General features: G+C 29.1%; 10 protein-coding genes. All 10 read right to left on the minus strand.

Annotated elements, in window-relative coordinates:
• Window positions 1-303 precede the first annotated feature (303 nt).
• Window positions 304-2,268: a DUF3857 domain-containing protein gene (locus FP421_RS07345; protein ID WP_236548070.1), complete on the minus strand. Its 1,965-nt coding sequence runs from the start codon at window positions 2,266-2,268 to the stop codon at window positions 304-306.
• Window positions 2,269-2,274: 6 nt separating this feature from the next.
• Window positions 2,275-4,221 carry a DUF3857 domain-containing protein gene (locus FP421_RS07350; protein ID WP_159949149.1) on the minus strand — a complete coding sequence of 649 codons (1,947 nt, stop codon included), beginning with the start codon at window positions 4,219-4,221 and terminating at the stop codon, window positions 2,275-2,277.
• Complete coding sequence (locus tag FP421_RS07355) at window positions 4,190-7,471, minus strand: tetratricopeptide repeat protein (RefSeq protein WP_159949151.1); 3,282 nt, start codon at window positions 7,469-7,471, stop codon at window positions 4,190-4,192. The genes FP421_RS07350 and FP421_RS07355 overlap by 32 nt, the downstream gene beginning before the upstream one ends.
• A 51-nt stretch (window positions 7,472-7,522) precedes the next feature.
• Window positions 7,523-7,792 (minus strand): heavy-metal-associated domain-containing protein, encoded by a 270-nt coding sequence (locus FP421_RS07360; protein ID WP_236548071.1) that lies wholly within the window; start codon window positions 7,790-7,792, stop codon window positions 7,523-7,525.
• 2 nt (window positions 7,793-7,794) lie between these two features.
• The gene (locus tag FP421_RS07365) at window positions 7,795-8,160 is read right to left on the minus strand and encodes a rhodanese-like domain-containing protein (RefSeq protein ID WP_159949153.1); all 366 of its coding nucleotides are present in this window, start codon (window positions 8,158-8,160) and stop codon (window positions 7,795-7,797) included.
• A 4-nt stretch (window positions 8,161-8,164) separates the two neighbouring features.
• Window positions 8,165-9,571 carry an MBL fold metallo-hydrolase gene (locus tag FP421_RS07370; RefSeq protein WP_159949155.1) on the minus strand — a complete coding sequence of 469 codons (1,407 nt, stop codon included), beginning with the start codon at window positions 9,569-9,571 and terminating at the stop codon, window positions 8,165-8,167.
• 68 nt (window positions 9,572-9,639) lie between these two features.
• Window positions 9,640-11,367: a SulP family inorganic anion transporter gene (locus FP421_RS07375; protein ID WP_159949157.1), complete on the minus strand. Its 1,728-nt coding sequence runs from the start codon at window positions 11,365-11,367 to the stop codon at window positions 9,640-9,642.
• Window positions 11,368-11,411: 44 nt separating this feature from the next.
• On the minus strand, window positions 11,412-12,434 hold the full coding sequence (gene ruvB, locus FP421_RS07380) for a Holliday junction branch migration DNA helicase RuvB (RefSeq protein ID WP_159949159.1): 1,023 nt from the start codon (window positions 12,432-12,434) through the stop codon (window positions 11,412-11,414).
• 65 nt (window positions 12,435-12,499) lie between these two features.
• Window positions 12,500-13,366, minus strand: coding sequence for a mechanosensitive ion channel family protein (locus tag FP421_RS07385; protein ID WP_159949161.1), 867 nt, complete (start codon window positions 13,364-13,366; stop codon window positions 12,500-12,502).
• Window position 13,367: 1 nt separating this feature from the next.
• The gene (locus FP421_RS07390; RefSeq protein ID WP_159949163.1) at window positions 13,368-14,552 is read right to left on the minus strand and encodes a hypothetical protein; all 1,185 of its coding nucleotides are present in this window, start codon (window positions 14,550-14,552) and stop codon (window positions 13,368-13,370) included.
• Between the last annotated feature and the right edge of the window lie 86 nt (window positions 14,553-14,638).

Raw genomic sequence — 14,638 nt, forward strand, 5'->3', positions numbered from 1 at the left:
AGAACATCTTTTTACCATGAAGTACTTTGGCATAATAATCTACTTTAGTAGTTACTGATAAGTTGGATAAAAGAGCTTCTGGTATAACTCTCAATAATTGATTTACTGAAATTTTATGATCTTTAAAAACTGACATAAATAGCTGATTATCAGATAAAAAGATACGTAAATATTATCAAATAAACAAGCTAAATAGTTGATTTTTAGTTTCTTAAATAGTAATTTATAAAACAAAAAAGTCGGAAGAAAAATCTTCCGACCATGACTAGCAATATGCTCCCTTTTTACTTTTTATAAGATGACCTATTTTGGTTCTAACAACAACACAATTTTATTAAAATCGGCAGCACTATTAATTACGGTTCTGTATTCTTCATATACAGGAACTTCTATAATATTTTCTCTGTAATGTTCATCTGCAGTTACAATAAGTTTGTTTCCTTCTAATTTGTAATACGATTTAAAAGAGAACAACTCTTTACCATCTTTAGCAAACGAATTGTCTATATTAATATCATCTAAATTGGTAATTTTATAGCCTTCTGGAATGTTAATGGTTAAGGTTCTGTAATAACTTCTATGAAACTGTTCTTCTAGAGGTAATACTCTTTCTTTTTCTTGATACAATTGTACTTGTGGACCAATCAAATCGCCTAATTTAAATAAGTACTTTCTTCCTGCTTTTTCTACAAAAGCCTCTGTCGTAAAATCTACTATAAATTGCAATGGTTTTACACCAAACAATTCAGATTCTCCATTTACTAATTTTCTTTCTTTAATCTCTAAATCTTTGGTGATGTTTTCGATAAAATCATCTATCAACTCATCTCTTTTTTCACCTTGAATTAAGTGCATAAATGGCTGAATGTTCATGGCATAATAGCCATTAAAAGATCTATCAAAATGAACATTGTTTTCATTTAAATTCTCTTTGTTAAAATCTACAGTTATATTCATGGTATCTACTGTATTTTTAACTTCTACAGGTTTGATGTATTTAATTTTACTCACTGCAGATTTATAATCACCAATTACTACTTCTTTGATAAACAAACCATAATTATCCATCAAATAAGGCATTGGAAAACCATATCTTGTGCCAGAAGCATTTGGTGATAAGTATTTTTGAGATGATGTAAAATATAGTAAGAAATCAGTTAAAAAATTAGTTGCTTCAAAATCTGTATCGAACTTTATTTTCTTTCTATCACTGGTTAAAACTAACTCATGTTTAATGTTAAGTGTTCTTAAAACAGCAATGTATAGTTTAATAATTCCTGTTTCATTTGCTACTTTGTTTGTTAATATTTGTTCTAAATCTTGTAATTCTGCATTGTAAACATCTTGACTATATACGTTAGTTTTAATGTAAAAATCAACCTGTCTTATTATCGCTTCTTCATCTGCGTCTTCTGCTAATTTTAACTCTTTTATAAAGTCATTGATTAAAGTTTGGGTCTTTTTTGAATATTCTGGGTAATAAGAACCATATAAATTTTGTGCAATAGTATTGTAAGCAATAATTCCTGTGGCATTTGTTGCTGTATTTCCATCTAATTTATATACCAAGAATTTTTTTGAAGCTTCATAGGCTGCTTGGTATTCGCTTTCTAATTTTTCCATGTTTGTCACATGAAGTTTCCAATGTAATTTATCTGAAGTTACCGTATCTTTTTGAACTTCAGATAAACCATTAAAACTTTTAAAAGCAAACACTAAATTACTTGGTGAGAATAGATCAAACTCTATTGTATTTTTGTTAAATGCAGCTTGTAAATTAACTCTTTTCCCTGTATAGGATGGTGGTCTTTTTACCACATACATATACTCAATAAAACTTCCTTTTGTGATTCCTTCTAAAGCAAAATATTTATAAGTTCTACCTGATTCTTCATCTTTAGCCGTAAGTATTTTAGACTTATCTAGATTTACTAATTTTCCTTCTGTGGTAATTACTCTAGCTTTGTTTACTTGCAGTTCTGCTCTCGATGAAAAAGGCAAATAAATTTTGTTATATTCTTCTATAGCATCATCTGAGTTTAACCATAAAATTTTGTGTTCTAAGAAATACTCTACTAAATTGCGTTGTTCGAAAGCAAATTCTGTTACTGTTTTTTCTTTTAAAGCAATTAAATCTTCTGTTGTTCCTTCTTTTACTTTATAATTTGGAGCTGCTTCCCAATCATAACTCTTAAAAAATAATTCTTGAGAAATTGCAAATTGTGATATAAACAATAGGGCAATTAGTATTCTATTTTTGATGTTCATGTGTGTTTACTCTTTAATTAAGACTACAATTTCTTTATAGTTACGTTCTATTTTTTTAATCAACTTGTTTACTTCTTTTTGTTCTTCTACACTCAAGATCAAGAAATTTAGAATGATTTCATGGGTGTAAATTACTTTATTTTCTTCTTTTTTATAGGTGATGTTACTTTCTAAAAACTCATTAGAAACAGACACATTTTCTGGCACATAATCTACTTTATAACCTTCAGGAATTTCTAATGTAGTAGTGTATTTATGGTATCTTTTGTAATCGTATTCAATTGCATATTCACGTTTCTTATCCGTTTTAAAATAGGATAAATCTTTGTTTAGATTTAGGTTGATGTAGATTTCATTTCCTAATTTTTTTGAGTAATTTTTAATTTCAAAATCGTAATCAACTATAAAATCTTTATCATAATCATACTTATTGATTTCTTTAAAATTACCAATTAAAAACTTATTGTTTCCTTTGTTTAATTTTGCATTGTACAATTCTTGTAGTTTGATTTTTGTGTTTTCGTTTTCTAAATCATGAAACAAATCAATTTTTGGATAGCCATCAATAGCTGTTGTTGATTTACCAATAACACTCCCACTTTTAATTTTAATAAGGGTATTATCTATAATCGAATTTACTTTCGCATCAACAACAGGTACTTTTTTAATCTTAAAGTCTTTACCATAAGAAACCAAAGCTTCTTTTCCTTGAATAAAAGAAGTTGGAATTCCGAATTTTATATACCGCCCAGTAGCATCTAAATAATACGTTCTTCCGTTTTTATCTTCGTAAGTAAGAATCATGTGATTGTCTACAACCGGAGTTGGAACTTCCTCATAAGTATAAGGTATTTTTCTGGTACCAATCCAAGTTAAATTTCCTTTAACTCCCGCAATTTCTAACATTCTATACAAAATGCTCGAATTATCTTTACAATCTCCATATTTTTTTCTAAAAACTTCATTTGATTCTCTTGGAATAAATCCGCCCAAAGCATATTCAAACGCAATATATTTTATGTTTTGTTGGGTCCAATAATATATAGCTTTTACTTTTTCTAAATCCGTTTTTTTATCTGCAGTAATTTTGTTGGTTAAAGCAATTAATTCTGGACTTGCAGGTTCTGTATTTACATTTTCTACTAAAGAATAATACCAATCATACAAATTGGAAACTTTACCCAATAACTTTACTTCCTTTCTTTTTATTTTATATGAAGTGATGATTGGAACAATGTGAGGTAAAAAAGTTTTAAAACTTGGTGTGTTTGCTTCAAAATCATATTCTTCTTGATTATTTAACTCCCAAGAATAAATAATTTTACCTCGTTTTTTGTCTTGTGAAAACTGAATTTTATCATCAGAAATGTTAAATTTTCTGAACTCTAAATTCACACCTTTATCGGCAATTATGGTTACTTTATTTTTTAAGACAGGAAAATAATCACCAAAATAAAAAGGACTTAAAAATCTAGGGTTTTTAATATTTTGAGAATATTCTAACTTAGATTTTGAACCTTTTTGAAGATTAGGGTATACAAAGTTTAACGATTTTGAATCGTCATAAAAAGAATCATTGAGTTCATCTTTTTCTGTATACTTTTCGACCGCTGTTGATTCATATTTTTCACCATTATAGGAAAGTGATTCTGCTGAAATTTTATCCAACTCAAAAAATGCAGAGAAATTCAATCTAGTTTTAGAATTATAGGTTGCAGATTCGTTCAAATACAAATCTTCTTCTATAAACTTTTGGTTAATTTCTAACCCATCTTTATTAGCTTCTATAGTGATAATTGTTTCTTGATACAATCTTACTCTTGATGCTTCTGGGTATAATTTATTGTACTTTAAAAACTCAGGAGAATACTGAGCATTCAAGCTTGTAATTACTAATAAAAAAATGGCAATTAAACTATATCTATAAATTTTCTGTGTTGTATACATCTCCATTAAAATACTCCTTTTTCTTAATTAGTTTTCCTTCTTCATTGTAAAAATATGATATTCCATGTTTTAAATTATTCGAAAACATAATTTCTTCCTTTCTATTACCATTTTTATAATAAAAAACTTCTTTTCCTTGTTTTTCTCCATGATAATATGTGACCTCTCTCTTTAGGGTACCGTCTTCGAAATATTCTTTTTTAGCCCCATGATAATTGCCGTTTACATAATTCATTTCTTCTTGTAAATTACCATTATAAAAATACGATTTGTATTGATTTACCAAATCTCCGTATTTAAACTCCATGGTTTTAGACGGCTTTCCATTATCAAAAAAACTCTCAATTTTACCACTTTCTCTATTTAAAGGTAACATAGCAATTTCTGTTCCATTTTTATCTAAATAGCTATACCCTATTAATTCTCCATGGTTATAAAAACGAACCAACTGTAATTTTCCAGAAATGTCATAAAATTCTTTACGTCCATGGTTTTTACCTTGATTGTATTCTGTTTCAGTTTCTTTGATACCATTTTCATAATACCTTACACTTTTTCCTACTTGTAAGTCATTTTCATAAGTAAACTCTCCTTCAATTATCCCATCCTTGTAATAGTTAATAGTTTTTCCTTGGGTTTTTCCACTATTATAGGTTGATGTACTTTCTACTTTTCCATTTTCATAATACCAGGTCCAAAGTCCGTGCTGTTCACCATTTAGATAATTTCCCGTTATTTTTTTATTCCCATTAAAATAGAAAACTTGGTATTTACCGTGTTTTACACCATTTACATAAGAAATTTTAGTGTTTATTTTTGTATTAAAATGTTTAGATGTAACAATGTATTCATTTTTTTGTGAGGTATATTTTATTTTCTCAAATACTTTTTCATCTTTTTGATAAATGGTTTCTAAAATTAAATCTCCAAATTTATATAAGTATAAAGATTCTAATTTACCATCTACACCATAATTTTTTTGTTGCCCATTAAGCTGTCCTTTATGAAAGAAATTAATTGCTTTAAGTGTTCCGTCTAAATAGTAATACCTCCACTCTCCATGCTGATTATCTTCTTTATACCAACCTTGAGTACTCATTTGTTTATTGGGATGATACGCTACATAATACCCTTCTGCTACTCCGTCTTTGTATTGAGTTTTGTATTCTATATTTCCGTTTTTATAGTAGGAAAAATGCTCTCCAATAATGTTATTTTCTTTATAGTTTCCTTTATTTATTAATACTCCATTATTGGAGTAAAATTTCCATTCTCCAACTTTTCCTCCTGAGATATCGTATAAACCTTCTGCGGTTTTATTTCCTTTGGGAGAAAAGCCTTGATAATAAAACTCACCACCTTTCTTTTTACCTTCTTTTAAAATAGAGCCATTTTTATTATAAAATTTATACGCTACAATTTCTCCTCTTTTGTACACATATTCATAGAATAATTTCCCATCTGTATCGAAGTATCTATACAAATCATCTAACTTACCTTTTTTGTAAGAGTATTCTGCTTGAAGTTTTCCGTTAGTATAATACATTTTCCAATCTCCTTCATAAGATCCCTCTAAACTCTGGCCAATTTCACTTGGTTTACCATTTGAATGATACTGTTTAAAGCTTCCATGTACTTCTCCATTAACATACTCTATTTCTGATGATATGGACTTATTATAGTGATATACGGTTTCAAGACCTTCTTTTTTCCCTGATATATAAGTTGATTTTGCATAGAGATTTCCGTTGGCATAATATTCGAAAACATCACCATCAATTTCTCCTTTCTTATATGGTATTTCAAACTCAATTAACTGTTCTCCAACTTTAAAAAAAGATTTATAATCACCATCTAAGAGTCCGGACTTGAAATATTTTCTCTCAATTAATGCTCCTTTGTTATTGAAGTACTCATATAAATCATTTAGTGAGTCATTTTTATAAATAGAATTTATATGTTTTTTTCCATTGCTGTAAAACATAAAGTTTTTTCCGTTAAGCAATCCTTCTTTGTACTCTGCAGTTTCTTTTATGTTGTTTTTATTATCAAGCCAAGTCCATTTTCCAATTCTTTTTCCATTTTTATCAAAATTTCCTTTCGCAAATTTTTGACCCGACTCATTATAAAATTCCCATATACCAACTGGTTTTTCATCTTCTAATTTTCCTATTGCATTAACATAAGAATCACTATATTGAAAAGTAACATCTTGCTCTTTACCATTAAACTGAATGGTGTTTTTTGCCACTATGCTTTTCCATTTGGTTTTTAAATCATCTAAAAATGCAATAATATTGTCTGTTTTTTTTTGAATTACTTTTTTATACTTTTGATTTTCTATAGCATAGGTTAAAGTATAAATGAAATCATCAAACTTATTATTTTTAATTATCCATTGATAAAACGAAACATAGGTTTTATCCCAAAAACCTCCATTTCCTTTAAAATCTTTTAACTGCGTTATCATTGCATGATTTTGTTTTGTTAATGGAACTTTTATAGGGTTTTTAATTTTGTAATTGGTGTTAAGAGCAATTTTGCTGGTTAGGATTAAATCTATTTCCTCAAAACTATCATCTGCATCTTCTAATTGTAATTTAGGATTTCTTTTGTTAGGGTTCTTAACTCTTACAACATTGTTTAAAGATTTTAGAGTTTCAAAAACTCCAGCAGCATCTGGCTCTAGAAGAATAAACATATTAAAGCACATTAATGCTTGTGCAAACCTTTCTTGCTTGTAAAAAATATTACCAATTCGTAAATGAGGATTTCTATAGGTAGGATTATAGGTTATTGCTTTTTTATATGCATTAATTGCTTCGTTCAATTTCCCTTTTGTTTCTAAAAGATAACCTTTATTGTACCATAGTAAATAGTTTTTAGGATATAACTTTATCCCCTCGTTATAGTTTTCTAATGCTTCATCATCTCTCTTTAAGTTTGTTAGCGCAACACCTTTATTGGTATAGAAAAATGCTTTGGAATGGTTATGATTCCCTTGAATTCCTTGATTTGTAATTTCTAATGCTTCTTTGTACTTTTTTAATTGTAATAAATAATAAGATTTTGATGTTAATAGAGAAAAGTACGCAGAATCATTCTTATTGATTTTGTTGATAATCTTTAAGATTTTTTCTGGTTGGCTTTCTTTTTTAACTTTTTCTGTTATTTCAGTATAATCTACAAACGGTATTTTTTCTTGTGAGTAGCAAAAATTTGCCACAAAGAGCATAGCAATAATTATTTTTTTCATAAAATCTAAAATAAAAAAAGAGAGAAAGATGCTCTCTTTTTTGAACATTTTTTAAGCGTCTATTCTTCCTACAGCACAACTTACAAAAGATTTTGCTTTGTGTACTAGAGTGTTTTCATCTCCTACTTCTGGGTATCCTAATTTAGACAACTTTATCTTAACAGCATCTAAAGTTGAGGTTTCTGAAGAAATAGTAACTATTGAATTTTCTACATCAATTGCTACATCTTCTACACCTTGTATAGAAGAGATTCCTTTTTTTATAGTTGCAGCACAACCACCACATTTTAAATTTTCTATTTTAATATTTGTTTTCATCATATTTAGTTTTCTGTTTTCCACTTTGTATAACCTCCTAAAACATTATACACTATAAATCCTTTTTCTTTTAATATTACAGCAGCTTTGCCACTTCTATTTCCACTTCTACAAAACAAATACACTGGTTTTGTTTTGTCTAACTTGTTGGTTGCTTTCATTGCAAAATCTGTGTCAAAATAATTTACAAAAAGTGCAGACTCGATACTTCCTTGTTCTATTTCTATTGGAGTTCTTACATCTAGAAGTTGTATTTTATCTTTACTGAGCAACTCTTTTAATTCTTGTGTTGTTATAGTATTTATATCTTGTTTTTTAGTACAATTTATAAACAAACAGCCTGAAAAAAATAAATAAATTAAATGTTTCATAAAGTTATTTTAATGTTGATGGACAAACAGCATCTGTTCTCTCAATAGTAGTATTTCTTATTGCTGCGTAACCACCAGCAACATCAATTACATTATGAAATCCACGCGCTTTTAAAATAGAAGCTGCAATTACTGAACGATATCCACCTGCACAATGCACATAAAAATTTTCTTTTTTAGGAAATTCTGAAATATGATCATTTAAGAAATCTAATGGAGTACTTTCTGCTACTTTAATATGTTCGCTTGCATATTCTCCTGGTTTTCTTACGTCAAAAACAGGATTTTTCTCTTTAATTTTTTGTTCTAAAATATCTGCTGATACTGAGGTTAGAGTATCTATTTCTTTATCTGATTTTTTCCATGATTCAAAACTTCCGCCTAAATACCCTAAAACATTATCAAATCCAACTCTAGACAAACGTGTAATGGTATCTTCTTCTTTTCCTTGAGGAGCCACTAATAAAATAGGTTGCTTAATGTCTTTGATCAAAGCACCCACCCAAGGTGCAAATCCTCCATCAATACCGATAAAAATAGATTGAGGGATGAATCCTTTTACAAATTCCGTTTGATGACGAACATCTAAAATTACAGCACCTGTTTCATTCGCAATAATTTCAAAATCGTTAACAGATAAGGGTTTTGCACTGTTTTTAATAACATCATCTACATTTTTGTATCCCTCTTTATTCAATTTTACATTTAGAGGAAAATATGCTGGTGGAGGTAATAAACCATCTGTAACTTCATTTACAAATTCTTCTTTGGTCATATCTGCTCTTAGCGCATAGTTGGTTTTCTTCTGCTCACCAATTGTACCAACAGTTTCTTTACTTAAATTTTTTCCGCAAGCAGATCCTGCTCCATGAGCTGGATATACAATTACATCATCTGTTAAGGTCATGACTTTGTTTCGTAAACTATCATATAAAAAACCTGCTAAATCTTTTTCTGTAATATCTCCTTTTTGTGCTAAATCTGGACGACCAACATCACCTAAAAATAAAGTGTCTCCACTAAACAAAGCATGGTCTTTTCCGTTTTCATCTTTTAAAAGAAAACATGAACTTTCCATGGTATGCCCTGGAGTGTGTAATACTGTAATGGTAATATCTCCAACATTAAAAACCTGATTATTTTCTGCTATAATGGCATCGAAATTTGTTTTTGCTGAGGGTCCGTATACTATTTTAGCTCCTGTTTTTTCAGCTAAAGTTACATGTCCGCTAACAAAATCTGCATGAAAATGAGTTTCAAAAATATATTTAATTTTAGCATTATCTTTTACTGCCTTGTCTATATAATCTTGTACTTCTCTTAATGGATCTACAATTGCTACTTCTCCATTACTTTCTATGTAATACGCTCCTTGTGCTAAACACCCTGTGTAAATTTGTTCTATTATCATGATCTCTTACTTATTTAACGAGTTAAAATAACATTGAAAATACATGATTATCAATGATATTTATCATCTTAATGGTATGCTTGATGAATATATTTTGCATACTTTTCTTGTTCTTCTCTATCTCCTGTTTTATAAAATTTTACTGCGTCATTGGCACGCATAAAAAAGTGATTGATATCTATAATAGATAACACACCACATTTAAATAAATCGTCTCTTACAGGTCCTTTTACACCTGCAAAATAGAAGGTAACCCCTCTTTTTTTATAATATTTAATTCGTTCTTTTAAAATTTCTAAACCTGTACTATCTACTCTATTGATACTTTCTGCGTCTAATACAATGAGTTTTAATTGATTTCCTTTTTTTGATGCCATTTCATCTAACTTATCTCTAAAATATCCTGAATTGGCATAAAATAATTGTGCGTCAAATCTAAAAATTAGAATATCATTTTCTATAATTACTTCTTCAAAACGACTTTTATTTCTGTAAAAATTTGAGTTGGGTACCTTCCCTAACTCTGCCACATAAGGCCTTGATGTTCTAAAAATTAAAACGATTAATGATAAACCTACACCAACAATTATTCCATATTCTATGCCAAAAATTAAAGTGGCTATAAAAGTGGCTAACATTAACCAGAAGTCTAATTTATTTGCTTTCCATAAAAATCGAGCTTCTTTAAAATTCACCAATCCAAAAACAGCAACAATAATAATGGCCGCTAAAACTGATTTGGGCAAATGGTAAAATAACGGAGTTAAAAACAACAGTGTAAAAACAACCATTACCACTGAAACTAAAGCTGCCATTCCTGTTTTTGCTCCACTTTCTTGATTGATTGCAGAACGTGAAAAACTTGATGTGCTTGGATAAGCTTTAAACAAAGAACCCACCATATTTGCCAAACCTAACGCAATTAATTCTTGGTTAGGTCTAATTCTATATTCATCTTGTTTTGCTTCTAACGATTTTCCAATAGAAATAGTTTCTAAATACCCAACCATTACTAAAGTTAGCGCAATTGGTAATAATTCTTTGAATAAATCAATATCAAATTCTGGTATTCCAAAAGTTGGTAAACCTGATGGAATATCTTTTACGATATCTACATCCCCAAAAGATTTTCCAAAATATTTCATGATTACAATACCGATAATTACTACAATTAGTGCATTCGGAATCTTTTTATTGATTCTTCTAAAAACGATAATTACAATGACAGAAATCATTCCAATAACTGTTGTATGATAATTAAAATCTGTAATTTGAAGCCAAATATCTTCTAAAACATACTGAATTTGATCACTCTGAATAAAATCGACACCTAATAAGTTCCGAAATTGATTGACGCCAATAATTAATGCAACTGCAGATGTAAAACCGGTAATTACAGGTTTTGATAAAAAGTTTACAATGAAACCTAAACTAAAAACCCCCATAACAAATTGAATAGTACCTACCATCATTGCTAAAATAATTGCAATGGCAATATAACTGTCTGAACCTGCTAAAGCTAAAGTAGAAACTCCAGTGGCTACAATTAAAGAGTCCATTGCAACAGGACCAATAGCTACTTGTCTTGATGAACCAAAAACAGCATACATTATTTGTGGAACTAAAGCGCAATACAAACCATAAATTGGTGGCAAACCAGCAATTAGTGCGTAGGCAATTCCTTGTGGAATTAAAATAATACCAACTGTAATACCTGCTACTAAATCACCTTTAAACAAAGATGTATTATAGTTGGGTAACCACTCTAAAATTGGTATAATTTTTTTAATATTCATTTTTCAGCAATAGCTTTACACTTAAATTTTAATGTTTATAGTTTTTAAAACAATTCTCCTTGATTTCTTCCTTTTATTCTTCCTAAATGTTTGTATGCCAAATCTGTAACTTCTCTTCCTCTTGGAGTTCTCATAATAAACCCTTGTTGAATTAAAAACGGTTCGTAAACTTCTTCAATAGTTTCTGTATTTTCCGATACTGCTGTAGCTATGGTTCCTAAACCAACTGGTCCACCTTTAAATTTATCGATGATAGTTGCTAAAATTTTATTATCCATTTCATCTAAACCATGGGCATCTACATTTAAGGCTTTTAACGCATATTTAGAAATCTCTATGGTAATTGTTCCATCTCCTTTTATTTGAGCAAAATCACGAACTCTTCTTAACAATGCATTTGCAATTCTAGGTGTTCCTCTACTTCTTCCTGCAATTTCAATGGCAGCTTCCATAGAAATTGGTACATTTAAAATATGTGCACTTCTTTGAATAATTGTAGTTAACAATTCCGTTGAGTAATAATGCAAACGACTACTGATACCAAATCTTGCTCTCATAGGAGCTGTTAGTAATCCTGAACGTGTAGTTGCACCAATTAAAGTAAATGGTTCTAAATTGATTTGAACTGTTCTGGCATTTGGACCAGATTCAATCATAATATCAATTTTGTAATCTTCCATTGCAGAGTAGAGATACTCTTCTACAATTGGACTTAATCGATGAATTTCATCAATAAACAGCACATCACGTTCGTCTAAATTGGTTAATAAACCAGCTAAATCACCTGGTTTATCTAATACAGGTCCTGATGTAACTTTAATACCAACTTGCAATTCATTTGCCAAAATATGTGCCAAGGTTGTCTTACCTAAACCAGGAGGTCCATGGAAAAGTGTATGATCCAAAGCTTCTCCCCTTTGGTTTGCAGCCTCAACAAAAACTTTTAAGTTTTCTATAGCTTGGTCTTGTCCTGTAAAATCATCAAAAGATAATGGTCTTAGTTTTCTTTCTACATCTAATTCTTCTGATGAAAAATTGGTGTTTTCAGGATTTAGATTTTCGTTCATAACTACAAAGATAAGAGATTTTGAATGAGATTAAGTGTACTCTTTGTTACAGAAAATTATAGAATCTAGCTATATATTCCTACTTCTATAAATGCTTTTTTAGAGGCTTCTGTTACATCGCCTTCAAACAGTTTTTCATAGCGCGCATCTAGCACATAAGCTTTTACCAACACTTTTGTAGCTGCATGATCATCAAAGTGATCGAAAAATAAAATAGTTACAGGTTTATCTATGTTTAAATACCTTGAGGTAATGGCAGCTTCTTCGACAATTTTTCGAATCTGTGTAACATCTACATTAATAGGCAACCATAAATTAACAACTACCATACAGTCTAAAGCACCAGAATTTGCATTAGATATACTATCAGAAATAATTGCTGAATTAGGAATGGTCACTGTATTATCATCCAAGGTATTTACAATGGTATTTCGTAAACCAATATTAACCACTTCTCCATAATTTCCTTTGATATTAATTCTGTCTCCAATTTGAAAAGGTCTATCTAAAATGATGAGTAAACCACCAAAAATATTTTTAACAATATCTTGCAGCGCAAATCCTAATGCCAATGCAGATGATCCCATTAGTGCATAAATGGCTTCTGCAGATGGATTAAAAAGGGTAATAATTAGCGTATAAATGGCCAAAGTCCACACTAAAATCTTAACAATTGGCTGTAATCTTAAAATTTTTAAACGGTGTCTGTTAAAGTTTTTTACCAAGTTTTTAAAAAACCAATCTAACAGTTTCATTAAGCCCCAAGTAAGGATAATTACAACTACAATGGTTAAAATTTTAGTAATAGAAATAACTTCTGTTGCGTTAGAAATGGTATTTTCTACATTATTTTTTACATCGTTTACAGTTTTTTCTTGAGAAAAAATAGAGAAGGATGCTAAGAAAAACAATAAGTTTATCATTTTTTTCATATTATCTAAATTTTCTATTTAATCGTTCTCTTAACAAATCTTTTAAAATATCTAAATACATTAAATTGACTCTATATTGTGTTTTACCATTTACGGTTGATGTTGGTCTAATTAGCTCACGTTCTAACAGCTTTTCTATACTTAACCTACTTTGTCTGTCTGAATTTCTTAAAACAATATTCAATTCTTTAATAGACAATGATCTATGCTGAAAAATAGCTTCTAAAATAAAGAGTTCATTTAATGATAAATCATCGACTCTTTTGATGTGAATTGGTTTTATAAATACAGTTTTTAATTTAACATTATACGCTGAATTTCTTGCATATAAAATAGCCTTGGAGATGTTTCCTTTTGCAAAAGCGGACATGTTTTTAAAGAATAGATCTTCTAAAATATTTTGTCTTTCTTCTGTAGAAGCTTTTTTTAATTGTTTTTCAATCTTTTTAGAAATCTTATTAGGCTTTAAATACACCATTTGATAACCTTGATTTCTATCTAAAATTTCTACTTTTAATTGCTTTTTTGAAATGGGTTCTAAATGGATGATTGATGGGAAATGTGAAGCAAAAAACTTAACTCTATTTAAATAATAAAATGAGTATTTATTGATAGATATAATCCAGTAGATTTTATTTTTTGTAGCGTGTAAAAACAACAAAAAATCTTCTAATAAATCAAAGCCTTTTATCCTTCTGATAAACAATCTCTCTATATTCTCTAAAATAATTACTTCATCTTCTAGAGATGCATTGATGAACTTTTCTAAATCTTTTAGGTTTTTAAATTCTTCTGATATTCTTAAAACATTGGTTAATAAACCTATAAGTTTTTTATATGAATCTATGGATTGATTGGTTTCTAAAATTTTAGCATTAGGGTAAATATAGGTACTAGCGTGTAATAAAGAGGTTCCTCCTTCTCCTGGTTCATCTACTACTAAGAGTGGAGACTTTACAATTTTCCAATTCTCATACGCTTTTTCTAAGCTTTTAAACTCTTCTTCACGATTTTTAAGAAATTCTTTATTTTGAATTGGATATAATGTAAAACGCTCCAGATACTCTTCTGGTAACTGAATTTTTTCTTCTGCTTCTTCAATTACAGAAACTTGTTTCTTTTCTTCAATATCAAAAAGTTTGTACAAAAAACTTTTACTGTATTGAATCTTTTCTAAAAGAGCCATTTTTGATATTTTGTTAGTAAGCTAATATAACAAATCAAAATGACTCTTTTAAACTAAAAGACCTTTCCAAATTGGAAAGGTCTTTT

Source organism: Polaribacter septentrionalilitoris (assembly GCF_009832745.1).
In the GTDB taxonomy this organism is placed as follows: domain Bacteria; phylum Bacteroidota; class Bacteroidia; order Flavobacteriales; family Flavobacteriaceae; genus Polaribacter; species Polaribacter septentrionalilitoris.